This is a genomic window from Mesorhizobium sp. WSM4847 (assembly GCF_055811335.1).
In genome coordinates this window covers 30,394-56,058 of sequence record NZ_JBVVPY010000023.1, presented here as the reverse complement: position 1 = coordinate 56,058, position 25,665 = coordinate 30,394, and the positions used below count along the sequence as shown (strand labels likewise).

At 62.6% G+C, this 25,665-nt stretch carries 19 protein-coding genes; 8 read left to right on the top strand and 11 right to left on the bottom strand.

What is annotated here, in order from left to right:
- Window positions 1-109 precede the first annotated feature (109 nt).
- On the bottom strand, window positions 110-541 hold the full coding sequence (locus tag AC0L28_RS27240) for a VOC family protein (protein ID WP_473481424.1): 432 nt from the start codon (window positions 539-541) through the stop codon (window positions 110-112).
- Between the two features lie 202 nt (window positions 542-743).
- Here AC0L28_RS27240 and AC0L28_RS27235 point away from each other — a divergent pair, with 202 nt between their 5' ends.
- From AC0L28_RS27235 to AC0L28_RS27215, 5 genes are all read left to right on the top strand, one after another.
- Window positions 744-1,946, top strand: coding sequence for an MFS transporter (locus AC0L28_RS27235; protein WP_473481348.1), 1,203 nt, complete (start codon window positions 744-746; stop codon window positions 1,944-1,946).
- 613 nt (window positions 1,947-2,559) lie between these two features.
- A complete protein-coding gene (locus AC0L28_RS27230) occupies window positions 2,560-3,756 on the top strand; it encodes an acyltransferase family protein (protein ID WP_473481346.1) in 1,197 nt (398 codons plus the stop codon).
- A gap of 2 nt (window positions 3,757-3,758) precedes the next feature.
- Window positions 3,759-4,862: a glycosyltransferase family 2 protein gene (locus tag AC0L28_RS27225; protein ID WP_473481344.1), complete on the top strand. Its 1,104-nt coding sequence runs from the start codon at window positions 3,759-3,761 to the stop codon at window positions 4,860-4,862.
- Window positions 4,863-4,908: 46 nt separating this feature from the next.
- Window positions 4,909-5,925: a glycosyltransferase family 2 protein gene (locus AC0L28_RS27220; protein WP_287230071.1), complete on the top strand. Its 1,017-nt coding sequence runs from the start codon at window positions 4,909-4,911 to the stop codon at window positions 5,923-5,925.
- A complete protein-coding gene (locus tag AC0L28_RS27215) occupies window positions 5,925-7,709 on the top strand; it encodes an ABC transporter ATP-binding protein (protein WP_473481342.1) in 1,785 nt (594 codons plus the stop codon). Before AC0L28_RS27220 ends, AC0L28_RS27215 begins: the two co-directional genes overlap by 1 nt.
- Before the next feature lie 114 nt (window positions 7,710-7,823).
- On the opposite strand, the gene ftsH is transcribed toward AC0L28_RS27215, so the two are convergent.
- From ftsH to AC0L28_RS27200, 3 genes are all read right to left on the bottom strand, one after another.
- The gene (gene ftsH / locus AC0L28_RS27210) at window positions 7,824-9,737 is read right to left on the bottom strand and encodes an ATP-dependent zinc metalloprotease FtsH (protein ID WP_473481340.1); all 1,914 of its coding nucleotides are present in this window, start codon (window positions 9,735-9,737) and stop codon (window positions 7,824-7,826) included.
- A gap of 313 nt (window positions 9,738-10,050) precedes the next feature.
- Entirely contained in the window at window positions 10,051-10,464 is a 414-nt protein-coding gene (locus tag AC0L28_RS27205) for a GFA family protein (protein ID WP_473481338.1), read from the bottom strand.
- Window positions 10,457-11,371, bottom strand: a complete 915-nt coding sequence (locus AC0L28_RS27200) for an NAD(P)-dependent oxidoreductase (RefSeq protein WP_473481337.1) — start codon at window positions 11,369-11,371, stop codon at window positions 10,457-10,459. Before AC0L28_RS27200 ends, AC0L28_RS27205 begins: the two co-directional genes overlap by 8 nt.
- Window positions 11,372-11,516: 145 nt before the next feature.
- Between AC0L28_RS27200 and AC0L28_RS27195 the strand changes: the two genes are divergently transcribed.
- Window positions 11,517-11,855: a winged helix-turn-helix transcriptional regulator gene (locus tag AC0L28_RS27195; RefSeq protein WP_023799150.1), complete on the top strand. Its 339-nt coding sequence runs from the start codon at window positions 11,517-11,519 to the stop codon at window positions 11,853-11,855.
- Window positions 11,856-11,900: 45 nt separating this feature from the next.
- Here the strand turns inward: AC0L28_RS27195 and AC0L28_RS27190 are convergent, their stop codons facing one another.
- From AC0L28_RS27190 to AC0L28_RS27175, 4 genes are read right to left on the bottom strand one after another with little or no spacing between them, the layout of a single operon-like run.
- On the bottom strand, window positions 11,901-12,725 hold the full coding sequence (locus AC0L28_RS27190) for an ABC transporter permease (protein WP_473481335.1): 825 nt from the start codon (window positions 12,723-12,725) through the stop codon (window positions 11,901-11,903).
- A 2-nt stretch (window positions 12,726-12,727) separates the two neighbouring features.
- A complete protein-coding gene (locus AC0L28_RS27185; RefSeq protein ID WP_473481333.1) occupies window positions 12,728-14,008 on the bottom strand; it encodes an ABC transporter permease in 1,281 nt (426 codons plus the stop codon).
- Between the two features lie 5 nt (window positions 14,009-14,013).
- Complete coding sequence (locus AC0L28_RS27180; RefSeq protein WP_473481331.1) at window positions 14,014-15,063, bottom strand: ABC transporter substrate-binding protein; 1,050 nt, start codon at window positions 15,061-15,063, stop codon at window positions 14,014-14,016.
- Between the two features lie 5 nt (window positions 15,064-15,068).
- Window positions 15,069-16,253 (bottom strand): ABC transporter ATP-binding protein, encoded by a 1,185-nt coding sequence (locus AC0L28_RS27175; RefSeq protein ID WP_473481330.1) that lies wholly within the window; start codon window positions 16,251-16,253, stop codon window positions 15,069-15,071.
- Window positions 16,254-16,565: 312 nt separating this feature from the next.
- Here AC0L28_RS27175 and AC0L28_RS27170 point away from each other — a divergent pair, with 312 nt between their 5' ends.
- The gene (locus tag AC0L28_RS27170) at window positions 16,566-17,954 is read left to right on the top strand and encodes an aminotransferase-like domain-containing protein (RefSeq protein WP_473481328.1); all 1,389 of its coding nucleotides are present in this window, start codon (window positions 16,566-16,568) and stop codon (window positions 17,952-17,954) included.
- Window positions 17,955-17,996: 42 nt separating this feature from the next.
- Window positions 17,997-19,271 (top strand): NAD(P)/FAD-dependent oxidoreductase, encoded by a 1,275-nt coding sequence (locus tag AC0L28_RS27165; RefSeq protein ID WP_473481326.1) that lies wholly within the window; start codon window positions 17,997-17,999, stop codon window positions 19,269-19,271.
- A gap of 91 nt (window positions 19,272-19,362) precedes the next feature.
- Here AC0L28_RS27165 and AC0L28_RS27160 read toward each other — a convergent pair whose 3' ends face one another.
- The 3 genes from AC0L28_RS27160 to AC0L28_RS27150 all read right to left on the bottom strand — a co-directional run.
- Window positions 19,363-20,694: an HlyD family type I secretion periplasmic adaptor subunit gene (locus AC0L28_RS27160; protein WP_473481324.1), complete on the bottom strand. Its 1,332-nt coding sequence runs from the start codon at window positions 20,692-20,694 to the stop codon at window positions 19,363-19,365.
- Window positions 20,695-21,160: 466 nt separating this feature from the next.
- Window positions 21,161-22,924 carry a type I secretion system permease/ATPase gene (locus tag AC0L28_RS27155; protein WP_473481422.1) on the bottom strand — a complete coding sequence of 588 codons (1,764 nt, stop codon included), beginning with the start codon at window positions 22,922-22,924 and terminating at the stop codon, window positions 21,161-21,163.
- Window positions 22,925-23,049: 125 nt separating this feature from the next.
- On the bottom strand, window positions 23,050-25,665 hold a 2,616-nt coding region (locus AC0L28_RS27150), incomplete at its 5' end, for a DUF5801 repeats-in-toxin domain-containing protein (protein WP_473481322.1).

Below are 25,665 nucleotides of genomic sequence, written 5' to 3'. Positions count from 1 at the left end.
ACAGCGGCGCTTCGTCGATGGCCATGCGGTAGCCTTTGAGCGTCGCTGCGTTGAAGTTGAATATTAAGCGTTGGCGCGGCGCGACGTAACGAGAATACCTGTCATCGAGCTAAAACGTAATCTCCACCGAAGCGGCGCTGCGGTTGGCCGGCCCGTGAAAGACGGCCTCGATGTTGTTGCCGTCGGGATCGAGCAGGAAGGCGGCATAGTAGCCGGGATGGTAGTGCTGCCGCTCGCCGGGTGCGCCATTGTCCGTGCCGCCGCCATCGAGGCCGGCCTTGTAGAAGGCGTCGACCATCGCGCGGTCCTTTGCCTGGAAGGCAAGGTGGTGGCGCCCCGTCAGTTGCCCGCTGGCCGCAGGGCTGTCGATGCTGGAGACGAACAACTCGTCGGCCCAGAAATAATCCTCGGCGCTGCCGCCGATCGGAATATCGAGCACCTTGAAAACCGCCTCGTAGAAGCGGCGGCTGGCCTTGAGATCCCTGACCACCAGCTGGACGTGGTCGATGAGACGGCCGCGATGAAGTTCCATGCCTGACAGCTCCTGATCGCCAGGTTGGAAATCTAGCTCAGGACGGTGCACGGTCAATGCAATGGAGCAATTGAATGGCGCGATTTCCTGACTGGATAAAAAATGCAACCGGATTGTAGGATTCGAAATGTCGCCGTCGTCCTTCGGACGCAAGCGGTGTGACGAAGTTGAAAGAAGTCGCGCCGTGTCCAAACGATCTCGGGAGAAAAATATGCGCATTTCCTATCGGTGGGTCATCGTCGCGGCTGGCGCCCTGATGACCTGCGTCGCCCTCGGGGCGATGTTCTCGCTGGCGATCTTCCTCGAACCGATGGCGCTCGACACGGATTGGTCGCGCGCCGGCATATCGAGCGCGATGACGCTGAACTTCCTGGTGATGGGTCTCGGCGGTTTCGCCTGGGGCGCCATTTACGATCGCTACGGCGCTCGCATTGTCGTGATGACAGGGGCGGTGCTGCTCGGGCTGGCGCTGGTGCTGGCCAGCCGCACCGGCTCGCTGCTTGTCTTCCAGATCACCTATGGCGTGCTCGTCGGCCTCGCGGCAAGCGCCTTCTTCGCGCCGATGATCGCGCTGACCGCCGCTTGGTTCGACACCAATCGCAGCTTGGCCGTTTCCCTGGTCTCGGCGGGCATGGGCGTGGCGCCGATGACGATCTCGCCCTTCGCGCAATGGCTGATCACGGCCTATGACTGGCGCACCGCCATGTTCGTCATCGGCGTCGCGGCATGGGCGCTGCTGGTGCCGGCCGCCTTGCTGGTGCGCCAGCCGCCCAAGCCTGCCGCTGAAGACGCCGCCGCCGATATTGCCGCCAACGATACCGGCATGTCGGTTCCACAGGCGCTGCGCTCGCCGCAATTCATCGTTTTGGCACTGACCTTCTTTGCCTGCTGCGCGGCGCATTCCGGACCGATCTTTCACATGGTCAGCTATGCCATGCTGTGCGGCATAGCGCCGATGGCGGCGGTCAGCATCTACAGCATCGAGGGCCTGGCGGGCTTAGGCGGCAGGCTTCTATACGGCGTGCTTGCCGACCGGCTGGGGGTCAAGCCGGTGCTGATTACCGGTCTGGCGATACAGTCCGTGGTCATCGCAGCCTATCTTGCGGTCAGCGAGCTTGGTCAATTCTACACGCTCGCCGTCATCTTCGGCGCCACCTATGGCGGCGTGATGCCGCTCTATGCGGTGCTGGCGCGCGAATATTTCGGCCAGCGCATCCTCGGCACGGTGTTTGGTGCCGTCACCATGCTGTCCAGCATCGGCATGGCCTTCGGCCCGCTCGCCGGCGGCATGGTGTTCGATGCCTATGCCAGCTATTCTTGGCTGTTCATCGGCTCGGCCCTTGTCGGGCTCGGCGCGGTGGCGGTGGCGATCGCCTTCCCGCGGCGGCTGCGCAGGGAGTTGCAACCGGCGTAGCGGAGAGAGGACGCAGGGGGTCGAAAGTGGACATAAACTATGCCGGCTTTTGACCCCCAACCACGAGACCCCATCGGCAACGACAGGAGCTTTGCGCTCTGTTAGGTCAGGTCTGTGGGCCCGATTTCTTTCTTGATTAGCGATCGGTCATGCTGCAGCGCAGCGCGCTCGCGCCAATACGAGGTGTGGATAAGTCCGAGATTCGGACGCAAAACTGCCAGAATAGTGCAAATTCAGGCGGTTCTCGCGCATTTCGCAAGCCGCGCCTCACGCGACTATTTCAGCCACGTTAACATTTTGTGTTGCGGCGCAGCATTTTTTTCCTATCGTCGCCCGGGGCATTCGATGGCGTGAAAAGACTCTCCTTGGCAATTCTCCCTGGAGGCTTGGAGAAGCGTGGTGTTGAGGCAATCTGCAATCTGGTGGACCCATTGGCGGGGGATGGCGCCGAGCCATTTGGTCGCTCCGCCCGAACCTCCGCAGCCCGCGCGAGACGCAGCGCTTTGAGCGAAAACGATCAGCCGCATTGCGCAGGCGCCGCTGTCCGCAGAGTGAGCTGCGGCGACCCGCGGCAACGATGTCATCGGAGACATCTAACTGGCGGAAGCCGCTGATGAGACGCGACACGCAATTGGACGCGCTGAGGGCCATCGCCGTGACGATGGTAATGTATTCGCATTTCTTTGCGGCGGGAGGGTCCTCTTTCTGGGGCCACATCGGCGTGCGATTGTTCTTCGTGCTGAGCGGCTTTCTGATCACGCGGCTTCTTCTGGACGCGCGCGCGTCCGCTGAATTCGAAACCGCGCCCGCACTCAAATCCTTCTACATCAGGCGGGCGCTGCGTATATTCCCTCCCTACTTTGCCGTGTTGGCTCTCGTTTGGCTGGTCGACCTGGAGCAGTCGAGGGGATCGCTGGTCTGGCATGCGCTTTATCTGTCGAATTTCTGGTTCGCACTGCGCAACGAATGGACGCCCTGGGTGCTCGCCCATCTTTGGAGCCTGAGCATCGAGGAGCAGTTCTATATCGTCTGGCCATTGATCGTCTTGCTGGCGCCGCTCCGGCGTCTTCAGTCGATCTGTATCGGGGTCATCCTGCTGTCGTTGTCGTATCGCTTTTATTGGCCGATCACCGGAAGTCCCGACCTCGCGCGCGACCTGCTTCCGCCAGCATCGATGGACGCGCTGGCGTCAGGTGCGCTGCTTGCAGTCTACCGAACCAGAACCGTCGGCTTGCCGCAGTGGTTGCGATTTGGCTGGCCGGCGCTCGCGGCCGCCTTTTTCGTCCTGCAGTGGTTTGCTCCGACGCCGGCAAATTCCGTGCAGGAATGGGGCCGCTGGCTGCTCTTGGAAGTCCTGCCTCTCGCGCCGCTGGTCGTGGTCGTTGCGAGCTGTTCCTCCGGCATTGACGGTTATCGGGGGAAGTTTCTCAACCTGCCACCGCTGCTGGCGCTCGGCCGCATCAGCTACGGGGTTTATCTCTACCATCCCATCGTCCTGTCGCTCGCGGTCATGTCCCAGCCCTGGATCCCGCTCAACGTCTCTGAGCAAGGGCCGGGGCGATTCCTGGTTGCAGGAGCGGCGACCATCATTGTGGCTTCGGTCTCATGGCTGCTTTTCGAAAAGCCGCTCAACAGCCTCAAGCGCTACTTCCCCTATGTTGCTCCAGGAACTGGCGCCGTCATCCTGACAGGTGTCAAATCGAATGACGCCGGGTGGCTTGGAAGGACAACAGGAGCTTATTTCAGCGGCCCGCTCGATGGCCGCAGAGCGTCCCTGGCACGCGACCTCCCGCGAACGGATCGGAGTTGACCATGGCTGCTCCCTTGGTGTCCGTTCTGCTGCCGATCTATAATGCCGGACCTTATCTGGCTGCCGCGCTCGCCAGCATCCTGCGGCAGGATTACGATCGCCTGGAGATCATCGCGACCGATGACGGATCGACGGATAATTCCCTGCAGATCCTGCAGAATTTCCGCAAATCTGACAACCGCATCTCCATCGTCTCACGCGAAAACCGGGGCCTCATCGCAACCCTGAATGAAGGGCTGGCGGTGGCTCGGGGTGATCTGGTCGCCAGGATGGACGCCGACGATATCGCCTATCCCTGGCGCCTATCGCGTCAGGTCGCACTCTTCAACCGGCGGCCCGACCTCGCCCTGTGCGGCGCAGGTGTCGATTTCCTGCTTGGCAACCGCATCGTCAAAGGCCTGCCTGATCCAGCTCTTCAGGAAAATATCCTGGGCATATTGTCAATGTTCTTCACGATATTCATGCATCCTACAGTAGTTTTTAATAGGAACGCCATAAATGATGGCGATCTATATTACGACGAGAGCTATACCCATGCCGAAGATTTCGATCTCTTCAGACGGCTTACCGACCGTTACCCGGCGGCTATGATCCCCGAAAACCTGATCGCCTATCGTATCCATGGCGACAGCGTGACGAACCGGCACAAGCGGGAGATGCGAAGGACGCATTTGAAGATCGTGGCCGAAACCCTTGAGCGGGAAGGCCTCGCGCCAAACGCGCGGGACCTCCGCGACATCGGTGATGCTGCCTCAATGGACACGGTCCGCCGTGCCGCCGATTGGATGCTTGCGCTGCAGGAGAGGATTTCCGGACTGCCGGCGGAAACGAGGCCGAGCTATGAGGCCGGCACGCTGAACCTGTTTTATTTCCTCTACCAACTCATAGGCGATGAGATGCAACCGCTGTTGACGCATGAGTTCCTGACGCGGACTGCCAAATGGGACCGCATTCGGCGTCGCGAGCGGTACGCATTGCGTGCCGGCGCCTACGCGCCGCGGTTCAGTCTCGTCTCGATGTCGGCGACCAGGCAGGTAGACGCCTTGTCGCGGTACTTGCAATCCGTGCCGGCCGCGGCGGTTCTGCCTTCCCTTGGGTTGCGCTAGAATGACAGTCAAATCCCACCAGCCTCTGCAGCACAGTCGCTCGAGTATGCTTGCGCCCATTTCGGCCGATCCCCGGCCGCAGCACGGCCCGGCACCGGAGGTCAGCTTCATCGTCTGCACGCGCAACCGCGTTGCGGTTCTCGAGCCTTGCATCAAGTCGATCCAGGCCGCGTGCCGTGCCCATCCTGCCTTCGCGGCCGAACTCGTGGTTGTCGACAACGGCTCGACCGACCGCACGGCAGAACGCCTGGCCAGCATCGCCGAACTGTCGGACATCCCATTGACGGCTGTTTGCGAGCCACGACGCGGATTGGCGGCGGCCCGCAACGCCGGTCTGGCGCGAGCACGGGGCCGTGTGCTGGTCTTCGTCGATGATGATTGCCAGGTCCATGGCGACTACCTCAGTGATTTGCAGCGACATTACGGGACCGGGGAACGGGTCGTCCGGGGCGGCCGCGTCGAGATCGGCGATGCCAGGGATCTGCCGTTCACGATCAAGCGATCGCTGGTCCGCGAGCGGCTTACATCGGATGTTCATCCCGGCGGCTTTGTGCTCGGCTGCAACATGACGATGCACCGCGATGCTGCTGCCCGCATCGGCCTTTTCGACGAGCGGTTCGGCGCAGGCGGCCCGCTGCGCTCCGCGGAAGATACGGACTATCTTGTGCGAGCGGTGCTGCTCGGAATCCCAGTCGAATATGTGCCCGACATGACGATTTTCCACCATCACGGCCGGCGAGATCGCAAGGCCATCGAAAAGCTCCACCGCGACTACTGTCTGGGCAATGGCGGGCTGTGCCTGAAACATGTTCGCCATGCGCCTTGGCTGCTTCGCCATTTCTACTGGGCCGTGCGATCGGCCTTCCGGGAATTGGTGAAGGGGCCTCGGTTCGATTGCGAACTCAAGCTGTCGCACTGGCCGATCGTCATCATGAATCTGCTCGGCGCGGCCAAGTTCGCGGTTCTTTCGTTGGCGAGACGGCCTCAGGCGCCGCAAGTGCGGCAGGATCAACAAGCACAGGATCAACAGGCAAATGCCGAGGCGAGGGTGAATACGCCATAATGCGACTGGTACCGCCGAGCCTGCCGATGCTGCGCCGCGCGCTTGGAGGGAAGCAACTGCGGCTGCTTCCTGCCGTGGTGATGCTGGGTCTTGCCAGCGCGGCCCTTGAAGGCTTCGGCATAGGCTTGATCATCCCCTTGCTGGGCATCATCATGGGGCAGGGGGATCAAACCGGAATGGCCGGCTTTTCTGCCGTGTTCCAGCATTTCGGATCTGACCTGAGCGAGCGCGACCGGCTGATCGTCATTTCGGCCGCCATTCTCGCCTCGATCGTCCTGAAGAACGTCTTCGCCTTCGCAAACACGCTGCTGACGACCTTCATCTATGGCAAGGCCAGCCATTCGATCCGCAGCGCACTGTCGGAGCAGTTGCTGCGGGTCGGTTATCCATTCTTCCTGCAGCAAAGTCCCGGACGGCTGCTCAACATCATCTCCAACGAATCCTGGCGGGCATCGGATGCGATCCAGATCATGCTGACGGCCATCGTCAGCGCATCGGCCGCAATCATTCTGCTGGCTTTTCTGCTCCTGCTTTCATGGCAGATGACATTGTTGGTCACGCTGGGGTTGGTCGTCGTTCAGATCGCGCACGCCATGCTGTCAGCCAATTTGAAGGCGCCCAGCCGCAGCGTCGCCTCGCGCAACAGCGATCTTGCATCGCAGATGCTCCACCTCGTGCATGCCGGGCGTCTGATCCGCATTTTCGGACAGGAGAGCCGCGAGAAGGCGACATTCGATCAGGCGTCGGACGCGGTTCGCCGGGCTGCTTTCGTCCTGCTTACGCGTCAGGGCGCGTTGCCGCCGCTGACCGAGGTTCTCCACGCGATGCTGTTTCTGGCGGTGGTGATCAGCGCCTGGTTCGTGGGCGTGAGCTTCCCGCTGATCGTCGCGTTCGTCATCCTGCTCTATAGGCTGCAGCCGTATATGCGGGCCTTGCAAATGGCCTGGAGCCAGTTGCAAGGCTTGAGCGGATCGCTTGAAGAGGTGGTCTGGATGCTGGACCCGACCGACAAGCCCGAACCTCCGCGAGGACACCGACCGTTCCAGGGCTTGGCGCAAGGGATCAAGTTCGATGACGTGACCTTTACCTATTCCGGCAAGGACCAGCGTGCCGTGGTGCTGCATTCGGCGGCATTCGAGATCCGCAGCGGCCGCTCGACGGCGCTCATCGGCCGCTCAGGCGCCGGCAAGACGACGATCGTCAATCTCCTGTGCCGCTTCGTCGAGCCTGATGCCGGTAGAATTCTCGTCGATGGATCACCCCTCGACCAGATCGATCCCAGCCACTGGCGAAGGCATATCGCACTCGCCAGCCAGGATTTGGAACTGGTGGATGGCACCATTTTTGAGAACATAATCTACGGGCAGGACGCAGCCTCGGCCGGCGACGCCCAGCGTGCTGCAAAGCTGGCCGAAGCGCATGAATTCATTGAACATCTGCCGCAAGGCTACCAGACGGTCGTCGGCTATCGGGGCGTCAATCTTTCAGCGGGACAGCGGCAGCGGATCGCACTGGCGAGAGCATTGGTGCGCGATCCCGATATCCTCATCCTGGACGAAGCCACCAATGCGGTGGACGGACTGTCGGAAGCGGCAATCGTCGAGACCTTGAAGTCGAGGGCAGGCCGCCGCACGACCATAGTGATCAGTCATCATCACAGCACCATCTCATTCTGCGACGACGTGGTGATCCTCAGCGGCGGTCGCGTGAAAAAGCAGGCGCCTTTCGCCGCTCTGGCGACGCTCAGCATGGATGAGCTTTACCAGCATGACTCAATGGATTGATGAAGGATTGCGATTCTGCTTGCCGCGGTCGCTTTCCCGCCGCAGGCAGTATCTCTCATGTGGGGCTGCGGCTTTCGGCAGTCGACCCCGGACCAAGTCGGGACAGGAAGGCCGTCACTCGGCCCGGCGCGAAAAATTTGTCGCCGCAGCCTTGCCTCGTCTTATCGGTCGTTTCCCCGATTGCGGTTCGGATGCCTCCGTGCGATCCGGCGCCGCGGCGTTTCCGACGAGCGATGCGAGCTCGGCCTCACTGAGCGTCTCGATCTCGAGCAGCTTGCGCGCCGTCTTTTCCAGCAGATCCCGTCGCTCGGTGAGGAGCCCGACGGTTCGCGAAAAAGCTGTGTCGACGATGCTGCGAACCTCCTCGTCGATGGCCTCGGCGGTGGCCTCGCCGTAATCGTGCTCGCGCGGACCGCCGGCAAGTGGGTTGGGGCTCAGGAAGGAGCGCTGGTCCTTTTCCAGCGCCACATGGCCGAGCTTTTCCGACATGCCGTAGCGCGTCACCATGGCGCGGGCGATATCGGTCACTTTGGCTAGGTCGTCGGCGGCCCCCGTGGACAGATGCCCGAACACGATCCACTCGGCCGCCCTGCCGCCGAGCAGCACCGCCATCTTGTTCTCCAGTTCCTCGCGGGTCATGAGGAAGCGGTCCTCGGTCGGCCGCTGGATCGTGTAGCCCAAGGCGCCGACGCCGCGCGGGATGATCGATACCTTGTGCACGGGGTCGACGCCGGGCAGCGCCATGGCTACCAACGCATGGCCCATTTCGTGATAGGCGACGACCTCGCGTTCCCTCGGGTTCAACAGCCGGTTGCGCTTCTCGAGCCCGGCCACGATGCGCTCGACCGCATTGTTGAAATCGTCCATCGTGACGACATCCGCCCTCCGGCGCGTGGCGAGCAGGGTTGCCTCATTGACCAGGTTGGCGAGATCGGCGCCGGTAAAACCCGGCGTCAGCGCGGCGACTTTTTCGGCATCGACATCCGCCGCCAGCTTGGCCTTCTTCATGTGGACTTTAAGGATCTGGACGCGACCTTGCTTGTCCGGGCGATCGACCAGCACCTGCCGATCGAAACGGCCGGCGCGAAGAAGTGCCGGGTCAAGGATTTCCGGGCGGTTCGTCGCGGCGAGCAGCACGACGCCGATTTTCGGGTCGAAACCGTCGAGCTCGACCAGGAGTTGATTGAGCGTCTGCTCCTTTTCGTCGTGTCCGCCCATCATCGGGCCTGCACCGCGGGCGCGGCCCAGCGCGTCAAGCTCGTCGATGAAGATGATCGCCGGGGCCTTGGCGCGTGCCTGTTCGAACAGGTCGCGCACACGGGCGGCGCCGACGCCGACGAACATCTCGACGAATTCCGAGCCCGAGATCGAGAAGAACGGAACTTTTGCCTCGCCGGCAACGGCTTTCGCGAGCAGTGTCTTGCCGGTGCCGGGCGGTCCGACCAGCAGCACGCCCTTGGGCATGCGCCCTCCAAGACGGCCGTATTCCTGCGGGCTTTTCAAGAAATCCACGATTTCCTGCAACTCGGCCTTGGCCTCATCGACGCCCGCCACGTCGTCGAAGCCGACGCCGGTATTGGCCTCGACATAGACCCTGGCCTTGCTCCTGCCGATTTGCATCAAACCTCCCATGCCACCCGCCATTCGTCTCATCAGCAGCATCCACAAGCCAAAGAAGACGAGGATCGGGACGACCCAGGAGAGCAGGTCGCTCAGGAAGGTGCTTTCGATCTGGCCAGTGACGGTGACGCCGTGTTCCTGCAGCTGCCGCGCCAGGTTAGGCTCGACGCGCGTGGTAATGAACAGCGGCTTGCCGTCCTGCGGCTGCTTGAAGCGGCCCTGGATGAAGCGATCGGAAACCTGCACGTCGGCGATCTTGCCGTCGCGCAGCAGGGTTTCGAACTGGCTATAGGGAATCTGCGCGACGTGCTGGGTGGCGGTGTAGACGTATTGGAAGATCATCAGCCCGACGAAGGCGACGATCCAGTACCAGATATTGAACTGCGTCTTCCTGTTGCCCATGTCCATGGCGTGTCCTCCAGCGTCACATCGATGCAGGCTCGCCGAACCGCCGCGTCATGCTGGGTGCCGTGGCCAGCCCGGCGAAGCCGTCATGGCTCCCCAGCAATTGGATTTGCCATTGGAGTCGCGACAATCGGGTTCGGAGCGTGCCTTGGGAGAACGTCGGGGAGCGCAAAGTGTTGCAAGGAGTGCTGTGAGGGCGACAGCTATCCTTCCAATCGGGACCTTCTTGAACGGAAATCGATTGCCGAAGGAGACGTTGCCGGACTCACGATGCCGAGCCTATTGCAAGCCAGACATCGCGCTTGGTGATCCGCCCTCAAGAGGCGGCTGCTTCGGGCAGGCCCTCCAAGCAAAGCCATTTATGCTTTCTGTGAGGCCAATGGAGCATTATAGGGGGTGGGAATTCCGGGTCCTCCAGGCAGCCGACTGATACCGACAGCGCATCCTTCAGCCCTTCTGCCCGCATGAAGACGACCGAGCCGCATGTAGTGCAGAATGTCTGCTCCAACCATTGTCCCGACGAGCCGGTTCTGCGCCAGGACCTGGTCTCGCCCTTCTGGCCGACGAGGGCGGAACCGGCGTAGATGGCCCGGTATGAGAACGCCGTTCCGGTGCAGCGCTGGCACTCCATGCAACTGCACGCATAGATGCGTCGCGGCTCTCCGGCGAGGACAAGTTCCACGTCCCGGCATGAGCAGGTCGCGGTTCGTTTCGTATTGCCGCTATGCATTCGCTGGCTCCCGGCTCTGACGCGGCGAGCCATTTCGAAACAGCAGCGCGAGAGATGCAAAATCATCTTCCATGCTCCCCAGCGAAAGCGCCTGCCGAAAAATCATATCCATGGCGCGCGGCATGGCCGCGTCGAGGCCTCGCTCCTCGCACGCCTCAAGCAGGTGCTGGAAGGCGCTGTAATGGGCGCCCAATGACGCCAGCGTTGCGTCGTCGCCGGCAAAACGGCGCGCATTCGTTCTATCCACCAGGTCGAACAGAGCGGCATCGACGACCGGCTTGAATGCGGAAAGATGGTTCCTGAACGTCTCCAGGTCGAGACCTTCGGCCTCGGCGACGGCCATGCCCTGGAGTGCTCCGAAGAGCCCGCCCCACATCTGGGTGAGCAGAGCGGTATCAAGTGCAGAGGCCTGGCCCGGCAACTCGCCGACATAGTTCGTGCCGCCGCCGAGCGCGAACAGCAGGGGCTTGTGCTTCTCGTAAACGTCGCGGGAACCCGAATAAAGCATTGCGGTCTCTGGTTTGCCGATAAAATCCGGAGTGGCCATGATCGCCCCGTCCAGATAGCCGGCACCATGCGCCTCCACCCAGCGCGCTTCTTCCCGTGCCAGGCGCGGCGAGCCGGAGGTGAGTTGCACGACGGCTTTGCCGGCCAATGCCGAGGCGATGCCGTCCCGCTTCAGCAAAGCGTCACTGGCGGCATAGTCGAGAACATTGATGATCACGACCTCGGCCGCCTGGATTCCCTCCTGCACGGAAGATGCCACCGTCGCGCCCAGGGCCGCCAATGGCTCGCATTTTGCCGCGGTCCGGTTCCAGACCCAGGTTGGATAGCCGCGGTCGAGCAGCGTTCGAGCAATGGACGAGCCCATTCGGCCCGCGCCGAGCACGCAGACATTTGATGCCATAGTAACTTCTCCGATAGACTGATGGCCCTCTCGACGAGGGTCCGTTTTCATGTTTGGCGCGCTCAGTCCGAAGATATAAATTCTTGCTGTGTTGAGAAGTACGCACCTTGAGGTAAGCTATGGCCATCATGACAGGAGCTGCCAAATGAGGCGCAAGGAACCAGACAGCTGCGGTTTTGCTGCCGCGCTGCAGGCCATCGGCGGAAAGTGGAAAACCTCGCTGCTATGGGAACTGCACCTGCGGCCATACCGCTTTGCCGAACTGCGCCGCTTGTTGCCTGGCGTCAGCGAGAAGGTGCTCACGCAGCAATTACGGCAGATGGAAGCCGACGGACTAGTCAGCCGGCGCGCTTATGACGAGGTGCCGCCTCGCGTGGAATACTCGATCACGCCGCTCGGCTTTAGTCTGAACGATGCGGTGACAGTCATGTCGGCGTGGGGCAAGCACCACGAGACATGGAAATCGCAGCGTAAAGCAGCCTGACGCAGGCAGACCTATAGCGGCTCGGCCGACTGCCGCACGACATTCCTACTCGATGCGCGGTCGCTGCTTGCCACGGCGGGCCAGAAGATTGGCGACGACGAGCAGCACGATCGACAATGCCATCATCAGCGACGCGGCGGCGGTGATTGCGGGGGAGAGCTTCTCGCGCAGGCCGATGAACATCTCGAGCGGCATCGTGCGCTGATTGGCGCTGGCCAGGAACTGCGCCACGACGACCTCGTCGAACGAGGTGACGAACGCAAAGGCCGCCCCTGACAGCACGCCGGGCAGGATCAGCGGCAGCATCACCCTGAAGAACGATGTGATCGGCCTTGCTCCGGAGATGGCGGCGGCGCGCATCAGATTGCGGTCGAAGCCGGAGAGGCTCGCCCCCACCGTGACGACGACGAACGGGCTGGCGAGCGCGGTATGCGCCAGGATGATCCCGGCATAGGTGCTGGCGAGGCCGACGCGCGCGTAGAACAGATACGAGCCGACGGCGGTGATCACCACCGGCACGATCAGCGGCGACAACAGCAGCGGCATGACGATGCGGCGGCCGGGAAATTTTTCGTCGGAAAGTGCAATCGCCGTCAACGTGCCTAATATCGTTGCGATCAGTGTCGTCCCGAACGCAACGATCAGGCTGTTGCCGATGGCTGCCTGCCAGCGCTGGGTTCCGAGCACGACCTCGTACCAGCGCGTCGAAATTCCTTCCAGCGGAAAGATGAAGAAGGCGCCGCTGTTGAACGACAAGGGAACGGGAATGAGGATCGGCACGAGGAGGAACAGGATCACCATGCCGCACCACAGCCAGAGCAGGGCGATGCGGATTCTTTCGCCTGTCGTTGGATAGGGAGACAGCAACATGGCTATACCAGCTTGAGGCGGTCGAGGCCGAGGATGCGGGCGAAGATGCCGAACAGCGCTAGGGTGAAGACGAGCAGGATGAAGCTGAGCGCTGCCGCCATCTCCCAATTCAGTTCGACATTGACATAGCTGGCGATGAAATTGCTGATCAGCTGGTCGCTGGCGCCGCCGATCAGCGCCGGCGTTATGTAGTAGCCGAGGCAGAGGATGAAGGTGAGCAGGCAGCCGGCCATGACGCCCGGAAAGACCTGTGGAAGGTAGACGCGGCGGAACGCGGTGAAAGGTTTTGCGCCGAGCGAATAGGCAGCCTTCATCTGCGAGGGCTGGATGGTGCGCATGACGCTGTAGATCGGCAGCAGGGTGAACGGCAGCTGGATGTGGGTCATGGCGATGATCAGGCCGATGCGGCTGTACATCAAATCGAACCGGTCGTCGGCGACGCCGAGCCACAGCAGCAGGTCGTTGACCAGGCCGAATTTCTGCAGGAGCACCGTCCAGGCCGCGGTTCGCACCAGGATCGACGTCCAGAACGGCAGCAGCACCGCAACGATGAGGATTGCGGCGAGGCCCTTGGGCACGGAGGCGATGAGATAGGCGAGGGGGAAGCCCAGGACCAGCGTGGCCAGCGTCACGGCTGCGGCGACCAAAAATGTGCGCATGAACACCTGCACGAAGATCGCCTGTTCGGGTGGCACTCTTTCGATGCCGCCATCGGCATTCCAGCGCAGGTCAAGCGCGCTCAGCAGATAGAACGACGTCACGCTATGGGTGCCGCTCTCGATGACCGGCCATGTGCCCGGCGCCGACCAGAACGGCACCGCTTTCATCACCTCCAGCGGCGGCCGGTCGGCAGCCTCAAGTTGGCGCACCGTCTTGAGCACCTGGCTGCGCGCGCCGGGGAGGCGGGCGTTGAGGCTCTTGGCGAGTTCGTAGGCGGTGCCCTTGGCCTGATTGCTGCGGAGATCGGCGGCAAGGGCCAGGAACGCAGCATCGTCGGGCAGTCCGGTGCCGTTCCAGCCGCGCAATGCCTGGCTGGTCTGCGGCAAGGCGTCGGCAATCGTCGGATCATAAACGGCGCGCGACAGCAACAGGACAATCGGGATGCCGAAGCTCAATGCCAGCAGCACCAGCAAAGGTGCCGCCAGCGTCAGCGATCGCAGGCGGTCGCCGAGATCGGCGCGGCGAAGTGCAGCCGCAACCGACTTTGCTGTGCCGGAATCGGCGGCCGACCAGTCGCGGCTTGCCCGCGGCCGGTCCAGTTTCGTGGGCTCGAGCGCCGACATTTTCCCTACTGCGCGAGCCAGGCGTTGAAGCGCTTGACCAGATCCTCGCCATAGTCGCCCCAGAATTCGGTATCGGCGACCAGGTAAGCGGTCATGTGGTCGGGTGCGTTCGGCAATTTCGGCAGGGCGTCCGGCGCGACGAAGGAGGCCGCATCGATGCGCACCGGCCCGTAGGTGATGTAGCTGGCGAGCTTGGCGTTGATTTCCGGCTGGCTGATATAGGCAAGGTATTTGTAGGCCAGATCCGGGTTCTTGGCGCCCTTCGGAATGGCGATCATGTCATATTCGAGGATCTGGTTGTTCCAGACGATCTTGAACGGCGCCCCGTCCTTGTCGATGGCGTTCTGGATACGGCCGTTCCAGGCGGTGGTCATCACCACTTCCTTGGATGCGAGGAGCTGCGGCGGCTGTGCGCCGGCATCCCACCAGACGATGTCCTGCTTGATGGTGTCGAGCTTCTTGAAAGCGCGGTTGACGCCTTCGGGGGTTGCCAGCACCTCGTAGACATCGGCCGCCGCGACCCCGTCGGCCATCAGTGCCCATTCGAGGTTCTGTGCCGGAAACTTGCGCATCGCACGCTTGCCCGGAAACTTCGTCGTGTCGAAGATGTCGAGGACCGAGGTTGGCGCCTCCTTCAGCACGTTGGGGTCATAGGCAAGGACATCGCCATAGGCGTCGAGACCGACGCCGCAGTCGAGCGCCGAACCTTCGATGAACTTTTCACGCGGGGCGATCCTGGAATAGTCGAGCCGCTCGAGAATGCCGGCGTCGCAACCCTGCAGCACGGTCGCGGTCTCGACCGTCACCAGATCGATCGGCACGTTGCCGGTATCGACCATCGCTTTGACCTTGCCAAGATCGCCAAGATATTCCTGCTCGACGATCTTGATCCCGGTTTCCTTGCTGAACGGCTCGAACCATGCCTTGCGCTGGGCATCCTGCCAGGCGCCGCCGCTGGCCATGATCGAAAGCTCTTCCGCGAAAGCGGCATTTCCCAAGGTGATGAATGCTGTGGCTGCCGCGAAGGCGAACAGCCGGTCTTTTGTGATTTTCATTGTTCTTATTCCCCTGTTTTCGAGATGGAACCGCCCGTTCCGGCATCGGCCGGAAAGGCGCGGCAGTCGGCGGGCGCGCAGGAAACCGTGACCGGCTCCCCGTTGTCCATGGTCGCTTCGGGGCCGACCTTGACGGTCAGCAGCTGGCCGCTTTCCAGCCTGGCCAGAAGACGCTGGTGGTCGCCGAGATAGATGCGGCCTTCGACCGTGGCGGCTAACGCATTTGCACCGTTCGAAGCGGGCGCGAGCTTCAACCGTTCCGGGCGGATGGCGACATGGCAGGCCGCGCCTTCGGCGACGCCGATGGCCAGCGCGGCGACCGAACCGCCGCCGTGCAGCGCGACGCGGCACTCCTTGCCGGAGACGCGCTCGACCTTGCCTTCCAGCGTGTTGTTTTCGCCGATGAAGCTGGCGACGAACGAGCTCTCCGGCGTGTTGTAGAGATCGTCAGGCGAACCGAGCTGGGCAATCCCCCCATTGTTGAACACGGCAACGCGGTCCGACATGGTCACCGCCTCGCTCTGGTCGTGCGTCACATAGACGATGGTGACGCCGAGCATGGTGTGCAACTGCTTGATCTCGATCTGCATGTGCTCGCGCAGCTTCTTGTCGAGCGCGCCGAGCGGCTCGTCCATCAGCACCAGGCTTGGCTCGAACACCAGCGCGCGGGCGAGCGCGACGCGCTGCTGCTGGCCGCCGGAAAGCTGCGCCGGCCGCCGGTCGCCGAATTGCCGCAACCGCACCATGTCGAGCGCGCGGCCGACGCGGGATGCCACGTCCGCTCTGGTGGTCTTGCGGACCGAGAGCGGGAAGGCGACGTTCTCCTCGACGCTCATGTGCGGAAACAGCGCGTAGTTCTGGAATACCATGCCGATGTTGCGTTCGTAGGGCGGCAGCCTGTCGACCGACCGGCCTTCAAGCGTGATGACGCCGCAAGTCGGCCGTTCGAAGCCGGCAAGCATGTTGAGCGTCGTCGTCTTGCCCGAACCTGAGGGGCCGAGAAGGGTGAGGAACTCGCCGCGCGCCACGCTGAGGTTCAGCCGTGTCACCGCGAACGTGCGGCCGTCATAGGATTTCTCGACATCGACGAACTCGACAAATCCCCGGCCACCGGTATCGGGGCTGCCGACGTTGACCTCCGGTGCCGGACCCGCGCTGTCGCGTGACAGGCCTGTCGCTTCGGCGATCACGGACGGAATTCCGTTGAGCGCCCGCGATGGCCGCTTGTCGAAACGAAATGGTGCTTGCCGTCCATGTGCCGGTCTCGCTTGACGCTGGCCGCGCAAGGCGGCAAACCAAACTTGTATGCTCACACAATCAATCGCCAAAAGAACCATAGATGCAGACAAGTTTGCCCGTCAAGCGGCTTTCTTCGGTGTTGTGTGAGATTTTCAGCCCGGATTTTGGAATTAGGCACCGGACAAGCGCTATTGTCCGGAACATTGTCTTATGCTAGATGCGCCGGTAGCCAGAGTGTCAACACACCGAAACCGCCAATCCGCATGCTTCAGGACCTGCAACTCGCCTCGGAGGAAGGCCCGGTCTACCGGCGCCTTGCTGACGCTATTGCCGAACGGATTACAGCCGGCACGCTTGCCGTTGGAGACAGGCTGCCGCCGCAGCGCGAGATTGCCCGCGCACTGGGCATCAACGTCACCACGGTGACGCGGGCGCTGTCGACGCTGCAGCAGCGCGGCCTGCTCGAAGCGCGGCCCGGACGCGGCACCACGGTCGCTGCCCGCAACGGCGGCGAAGGACCCGGTTTCGTGTCGGCACCAAGCGACGACAGCGGCGTCATCGACCTTTCCGTCAACCGGCCGGCAACCTCGGCCTATCTCGAAGCCCTGGCCCTGCTGCTGCCGCGCTTGGCTAAGGACCGGCACTACGCCACGCTTCAGGACTATCACCCGCCCGAGGGGCCGCTGTGGGCGAGGGCGGCGATTGCCGAGTGGATGCAGCCGGTCGCCGGCAACGGCGATCCCGGCCGGGTGGTGCTGGCGGCGGGTGCCCAGCATGGGCTGGATTGCGTGCTTGGCGCGGTGACCAGGCAGGGCGAGGTCGTGCTCGCCGACGAAGTGACCTATCAGGGCATCAATGCGCTATGCCGGGTGCATGGGCTCGATCTCAGAGGCATCGCCATGGACCGTGGCGGCATGCGGGCCGACGCCTTCGAGGCGGCCTGCGCGCAGCTGCGCCCGCGCGCGGTCTTCCTGGTGCCGACCCTGCACAACCCGACCACCATCACGCTGGGCGAGGAGCGCCGGCACGAATTGGTGACTGTCGCCCGTCGCCATAACGTCCTCATCATCGAGGATGACGTCTATCGGCCGCTGGCGGACAATCCGCCGCCGTCGCTTGCCAGCCTCGAGCCCGAATTGACGGTTCACATCGGCGCCTTGTCGAAATGCCTTGCCCCGGGACTGCGCCTCGGTTTTGTGATCGCGCCACGCGCCATAGCCGGGCAGGTCGCCGCGGCTTTGCGCATAAACTGCTGGAGCATCAGCCCTCTGACCGCGCTGATCGGCGCACGGCTGATAGAAGAGGGCTCGGCGGCGCGTATCATCGAAGCCCAGAAGCAGGAGCTTCGCCAGCGCCAGGCCATCCTCACCGAAATCCTCGGCCGATACGATGTCCAGAGCCACGCCACCTCGACGCATGCCTGGCTGCGCCTGCCGGAGCCGTGGCGCGGCGCGGGTTTCGCTCGTACCTGCCTGGAACGTGGCGTTGCCGTTCTTCCCGGCGATGCCTTCGCGGTCGGGCGCGAGCCGGTGCAGCACGGAGTGCGCATCAATGTCGGCGCCGCGCGCTCGCTCGACGATCTGCGCACGGCGCTGAACACCATGGCCGAACTGCTCGCGGCCGGGCATCTGCAACTGCCTGGCTTCGTCTAGACCATGATCCCGAAAAGTGGGGGCCGGTTTTCGGAAAAGATCATGGTCAAACGAGAAGATATGGTCGTGGCAGCAGCGGAAACCGTTGAAATCGCCATTGTCGGCGCTGGCGTTATCGGGCTTGCGACGGCGCTCCGCCTTGCCGCCGAGGGCCGCGAAGTCTTGCTTGTCGACCCCAATGAGCCGGGCTCCGGCGCTTCATTCGGCAATGCCGGAACGATCGCCGAATATGCCTGTATGCCGGTCGGCAATCCGGCCGTTCTGCGCGCGCTGCCAAAACTGCTGCTCGATCCAGACAGCCCTTTTTCGCTGCGCTGGCCGGCTCTGTTCCAGTTGGCGCCGTGGCTGGTCAGTTTTGTCAGAGAGTCGCTTCCGGCGGCCACCCGTGCCAATGCGCTGGCGCTCGCCGGGCTTCTGGCTGAGGCCCTGCCGGCCTGGGAGGAGATGGCAAAAGAGGCCGATATGGCCGATCTGCTGCGCCGCAACGGCTGCCTTTACCTATATCGTCGCGAGAGCGATTTCGCCAAGGCGGCTGGGGGCAGGGCGCTGCGCGCCGGGTTTGGCGTGCATCAGGAGGTTCTGACGCCGGCAGAGGTGGCCGCGCTGGAGCCGAGCCTGCCATCGGCCGGTGCCCGCGGACTGTATTTTCCGGATTCGATGAACGTCACCGATCCAAAGACGCTGATGCGGCGGCTGCTCGATGCCGGGACCGGCCGCGGCGTGTCGGTGGCGCAGGCTGGTGTAACCGGGCTGCGGGTCGAGGCGGACGGTGTCAGGCTCAGCGGATCCGGTCTTCGCGTCAAGGCGAACACGGTGGTGATCGCCGCGGGCGCGCAATCGCGGGCGTTGGCCATGCAGGCCGGCGACAGGGTCCCGCTCGAGACCGAACGCGGCTATCATCTCGAATTCCCGACCGAAGCGCCTCTGCTCAATCGTCCGGTCTGTCCTGTCGATCTCGGCTTCTACATGACGCCGATGACTGGCCGGCTGCGTGCCGCCGGAACCGTCGAGCTCGGCGGGCTTGCAGCGCCGGCAAATCCGCGCCGGCTGGCGCTGCTCGATCGCGGTGTCAGGCACTTCTTTCCCCAACTCGGCCGGTCTTCATCCGAATGGCTCGGGTTCCGGCCGTCGCTGCCCGATTCCCGGCCGGTCATTGGTCCGTCGCGTGGCAGCCATAGGGTGATCCACGCCTTCGGTCATGGTCATCTCGGCCTCACTCTGGCGCCGATCACGGCCTGCATGGTCGCCGACCTGATTGCCGGACGCGGCGATCCTGACCGCCTCGCGCCTTTTGCAGCGAACCGCTTCGACGCATGAAGTTACTTTGGCTCGGCCGCGATAGCGCAGCGCTTCGACCAGCACGGCAAAGGCCGGCGAGTTCTGTCTTCGGCTCGGATAGTAAAGGTGACTATTTTTCCCGCATGGCTCGGCGGAAATTCTGCGTGATCGGCTCGGCGAGGTAAGAAAGCACGGTGCGAGCACCCGTCCGGATCATCGCCTCGCTCGACATGCCGGGCAGCAGCTTACGGCCCTCCAGCTTGGCCAGTTCGCTCTTGTCGATCAACACGGTCGCGGCGAAATACGGTGCCCCGCTGCGCTCCTCCACCATGCGGTCAGCCGACACGATCCCCACGACGCCGTCGAGTGGCGGCAGGTTGTAGCGGGCGAAGGCCGGGAAGCTGACGCGCGCGGGCTGTCCGGGGGCGATCGTCTCGACATCCTCTGGTTTGACCATAGCCTCGACCACGAGTTGTTGTCCGAGCGGCACGATTGTCATCAACGTCTCACCGGGTTTCACGACACCGCCCGCCGTGTGGACCTTCAGCTCCATGACGATGCCGTCAACTGGTGCGACGACATTGGTACGGGCAAGCACGTCTTTGGCGGAACGCTCCTCCTGTCTGAGGTCAAACAACTCCGCCTCGACCTTGCTCAACTCCTCGACGGCCTCGTTCAGCCGCACTGTGTCGAGGTTCAAGATTTGCATGCCAATCTCGGCCATGGCGCTTCTGGCACGAGCGATTGCCGCGATGTTGGTAGCGCGCTCCCCCTCGATCTCCCGCTGTTGTCGTCTGAGCAACAGGTTCCGCTCACGGGTGGTCAGCCCCCTCTTGAGCAGACTCTCGAGGTCTTTGCTTTCACCCTCGATCGCCTCGATCTGCTTGTCCTCGGTGACTACAAGTTTCTCCAGTCCTGTTATCTCTTGTTCGGTTTGGTGACGGCGCTGGCTGAGCATTTCCCGCTCGTCCTTCAAGTTGTGGTGCTTCGCCGCGAACACGTCACGCTGTGCGGCCACCGCATCCTTTGCGGCAGTGGCGGGGTTTGCGAGCAACGCCGGATCAAACTCGATCTCGGCCTTGCCGTCACGCTCAGCCCTGAGACGCGCGGCCAGTGCCTCACGCGTTGCTACCCGGTTCTGGATCAGGTCAAGCTGCGCCTTTGCCTGTGTGTTGTCGAGTTGGATGAGGACCTTGCCCGCATTGACGATATCACCGTCGGCGGCGTTCAACTCCGCGATGATGCCGCCCTCGAGGTGCTGGATGAGCTTGCGGTCGCCGGCGACCTTGATAACGCCCGGTGCCACTGCGGCGCTGTCCAACGGTGCCAGCGCCGCCCAACCCCCGGCCACGCCGAAGAACAGGAACATGATCGCGAACCCGGTGCACGTCACGCCCATGAGACGCAGGGGTTGCGGCTCCAAGAGAGAGGGCGGTGCGACGGGGAACGGCACGACGTTCATTTTTATAATCCCTCACTGGTCAGAACATGATCACCATGTTCCTTAATTACGTTCTTGACGCTTTGAGGCAATGATTGCCCCAATGCTTGGACAAAGTGTCGTTCACGAGGGCCGACTACAATGAACATATGTTTTCCACTCTTCGCGAAAAATTTAACGACTTCTTTACCCTTACCTTCACGCCATGCCCGTGGATAAGCTGGGTCGACGTACACTTGCAGAATCTCTTGTTTGACAGTTCTCGCAAAATACATATTGATTCTGTCAGGTTTGTACTTGTCAGGCATGTTCGGATTAAGCATCCATATACACCAAAACTCTTGACATGTCTGAGGTCGATTGGGCCAGATGTTGCATCCATTGCCGGGGGCGCAGTGCTTGCACCAAGTGTTCATAGGTTTGTCAAACTCAGCGAGCGCGGGTAACTTACAACAAAGACTGCAAGACCCGCACGACCTCATAGTGTTCATGCTTCTTTTACGACTTGGGTGTCGTTCATTTGCTTGACCACCGTCGGGATTGCTCTTGGCATCTGGGCCATCGTGCGAGCGCGGTTGGCGAGTTCACCGAAAACGGCATCACGCGGCCCGAATAGGTCTTGTGCGCCGTGGTTAAGCACCAACACCTTGTCGACCTTTTCCAAAATGCTTGGCCGGTGCGAGATCAAGATCAGGGTCGTACCTGCCGCCTTGAGCCCGCCGATGACAGTGGCCAGTGCTTGCTCGCCCTCGTGGTCGAGGTTGGAATTGGGTTCGTCAAGGATAAGGAACGCCGGGTCGCCGTAGAGCGCCCGCGCCAGCCCGATGCGCTGGCGTTGCCCGCCGGACAGTGCCGCGCCACCTTCACCGATCTCGGTGGCGTAGCCCTTCGGCAATCCCTTGATCAGTTCGTGGACGCCGGCCAACTGCGCGGCCTTGACCACGTTGTTGAAAACCGCGGGGTTGAGCGACGCAAAACGGGCGATGTTCTCGGAGACGGTACCGGCGAAGAGCTCGATGTCCTGCGGCAGGTAGCCGACGTAACGGCCCCGGTCCTCCGCCGCCCATTCAACGACACTCATCCCGTCGAGCAGCGCGCGGCCCCCGGTCGGACGCCAAGTACCGGCCAGTACCCGCGCCAGACTCGTCTTGCCCGCCGCGCTCGGGCCGATCAACGCCATCGCTTCACCCGTCTTGAGTTGGAAGCTGATCCCTTTCAGGATCGGTTCGCCGTCCTTCCGGGCGAGCATAATGTTCTCGGCCTCAAACTTACCCTTCGGGCGCGGCAACGGCAGCGCCGATGTGGCCTCCGGTCGTTGACCGGCCATTGCAACGAGACGCTTGTAGGCAGCCCGTGCCCCGATCGTCGCCTTCCACGTGCCGATCGCCTGTTCAACCGGGGCCAACGCGCGACCCATCAGGATTGCGGCGGCGATCATGATGCCGGGTGAAGCCTCGTTTCTCAGCACCAAATAAGCGCCGAGGCCGAGTACGGCCATCTGGAGGGCCAGCCGGAAAGACCGCGCGAGGGCCGAAATGACGCTGGATCGGTTACTGGCGAGAGATTGTCCTTTGTTTGCCTCGTCCTGCTGGGCCTTCCAGCTCTCGAGCAGGGGATTCAACATGCCCATGGCCTGGACGACCTCGGCGTTACGGATCGTTTGCTCGGCCTGCATGTAAGCCCGCGTCTGGGCGATTGCGGCTTCCGCTAGTGGCTTGCGGGTCAGGTACTCGGTGAGCAACGCCAGGGCGAACAGCACGATACCGCCGCAGGTTGCCAGCCAGCCCAACCAAGGGTGCATGAGGAAGATAGCGCCTAAGAAAATCGGTGCCCAGGGCGCGTCGAGGATCGGGTATATGCTCGGGCTGGTGAAGAAATTCCGCACCTGGTCGAGGTCACGCAGCGCCCGAGCGTTGATCTGACCAGGTGCCGAGGCGGCGTATTCAACCGATGCGGTCAGGAGAACCGGGGCTAACCGGGCGTTCATCCACGTCCCGACGGTGGCCAACAAGCGGCCGCGCACTACCTCCAGCCCGGCCATTGTCGCGAGTGCCCCTGCCGCCATCAGCGACAGCATCACCAACGTCTCCAGGCTGTGGCTGGACAACACGCGCTGGTAGACTTGGAGCATGTAGAACGCGCCGGTCAGCATCAGCACGTTGATGCCGGCGCTGAACCAGATAAGAGGCTTGACCGCGCGTCGGGCCTCTTTCATCACTGCTTGCAACGCAGATGGTCTAGCCGTTTTCATCATTTGTTATCTCTGCCGTGCCGGTTGCAGCAGAACCACCCGTCATAATCGGATGTCATCTCGTGCAACGGATCGTGGGTGGCAGTACGGGGAGGCGACGTGAGTCGCCTCCCTTTGGTCAGATGCTAGGCGATGACGTCAACCTGCAGGTGCTGTATGCCCGTCGTGTCACCGTCGGCGTCCTGGATGTTGACCGCGAAGTCGAGGTCGGCGCCGATCTGCCCGGACGTCGACTGGATGAAGCCGATATCCGTGATCTTGAGAACGTCGTTGTCCGTAGCTTCCCACTGCTGCAGCGAACCCGCCGTTTGTAGGCTGGCACCCTCCACCGCGACGGTACCCGGGTTGTCGGTCACTCGATTCAGGTTAATGGCCGAACCATCCAGCCCGTTCCCGGACTGCATGATCTGCATGCCCTGAATTTGGAAATGCTCGCCGGTGGCGTTGTAGTCGTTGCTCTCGATGATCACGAGGGCGTCGTTCCGGTCGAGCGTGAACTCCGAGTTATACGGTGCCGGCACCGTGTTGCCCTTGAAGAAGTCCGCGTTCTGCACGAAGACCGACTTCGTCGTCTCGACGTCTGCGTTGACACCAGTTCCACCTAGGACACCGTCAGCACCGTAGTCGATCAGGTCGAGGACTACGATAAGGTCCTCGGCGTTGCCGATGCCGTCGAACTTGATGGCGATAGCGTCCACGGCGTCCGTCGGGGAAACCTTCTCGGTACCACCATTGGGGGCGCCGGGGTTCACGTCCCCAAGGATGTTCTCGTTGAAGAACCGCAGGGTGAGCAGTTCGCCCTTCTGGATCGTGTCACCGGCGACGCCGTTGGTATTCTGCGTGGCAGACACCCAATCCTCGAAGGCGCTGGTGACGAACTGGCCGTTGGTGAACGTCGTGTCCCCGGCGATCGGGTTACCATCGCCCGTCCCGTTGAACCCGAAAGCATTGCTGCCGGGGTTCGAGTTCGCGGTGAACTGCACGTAGAACCCGTCAGTGTCGTCGTCCGCGTTGCCGGGGATGTTGTCAGCACCATTCGCGTCGAAGACGTCCAACTCCGTCACCACGAGTTCGGGGTGGCCGGTGTTACCGGGAGGTGCTTTCGACAATAGCTCCGAAGAGTGGAAGACGCTGAAGCTGAACCCGTCGATCGCGTCGTTCAAGGCGATGGAGTACGTGCCGTCATCCTTGTCGAAGGTCAACGTGCCACCCGCCGTCGCGTCCTGCACACCGGCCGTGATCGGATCCTTGTCGTAATGGAACGAGAAGGCGAACACTGCGCTGGTGGCAGTCTCCGAAGTGAGTGACGTCGAGATGTTAGTGATGTTCGGGCTCTGCGCGTTGTCGACCGTGCCGGTCAACACCAGCCGCTGGACACCACCCGTGACGAGGTCAGCATCACCGAAGTCGGAGCCACCACCCGTGTAGAACGCCGGCAGGTGAGCGTCCGCGCCGATGTCGAACGCGAATACACCGGTAGCCGGGGCACCGACCGCGTTGGTCAAGGTCTCACCCTGGGCACCAGCCGTGCCGGGGTCGCCGTCGAACCCTTGGATACCGGTCGCGGCGTCTTGGTCGACGATCGTCGGGGCGTCATCCGTCAAGACAAGGTTCTGGCCGATGTTGAGGACAGCTGCGGCACTATCACCGTCCTTGTCGGTGATGGTCGCCGTCAATTGGACCAGGTTATCCGCCGACAACGTCTCGGTATCGTTCGGCCCGCTGTTGGGATCATGTATGACTGCACGGTCCTGATTAAGCGTCACGATGCCGGCGGCGTCCACGGTCACCGTGAACACCAACGCGTTACCGATAGCCGTACGGCCCTCGACAACGCCGCCGGGAGTAACCGACAGGTTGACCGCCTCACCAGTCAGCGTGTCGATAAGACCGGATGCGCCCGCGATCACGCTCAGCGCGTAAGTCGTGGTCCCGGCCCCATCGGCACCATAGCCACCGTTGAAGTTTGACGAGAAGTTAGCTGTGCCGTCGGTCGCGAGATCAGATTCGTCAACCGTGGCAATCGCCTCTGTACCACTTCCCGTGATGGTGGGCGCGTCGTCCTCGAAGACGAGGTTCTGGCCGATGTCGAGCGTGGCCGACTCGTCGTCCCCATCCTTGTCGGTGATGGTCGCGGTGAGCTGAACGAGGTTGGCGGCCGCCAGAGTCGTCGACTGGTCCGGCCCACTGTCGGGTGTGTGCACGACCGCACGCTTCTGGTCGAGCGTCACATTGCCGGTGCCGTCTACACTGACCGTGAACACCAGGTCGTCGCTGACAGCGGTGCGGCCTTCAACGACGCCGCCGGCGGTGACCGACAGAACGACCGCCTGATTGGTCGCCGTGTCGACCAAACCCGAGGGACCCGCAACCACGTTCAGCGCGTAGGTCAGCGTGCCGGCGCCGTCGGCGCCGAAGGCCGAGCTGAAGTTGGCCGCGAAGCTGGCGCTGGTGTCGGTCGTGAGGTCGGTCTCGTCGACCGTCAGGGTCGCCGGGGTGCCGGTGGTGCTGATCGTCGGCGCGTCGTCCTCGAAGTTGAGGTTCTGGCCGATGTCGAGGATGGCCGCCTCGTCGTCCCCGTCCTTGTCGGTGATGGTCGCGGTGAGCTGAACGAGGTTGGCGGCCGCCAGCGTCGTCGACTGGTCCGGCCCACTGTCGGGTGTATGCACGACCGCACGCTTCTGGTCGAGCGTCACATTGCCGGTGCCGTCTACACTGACCGTGAACACCAGGTCGTCGCT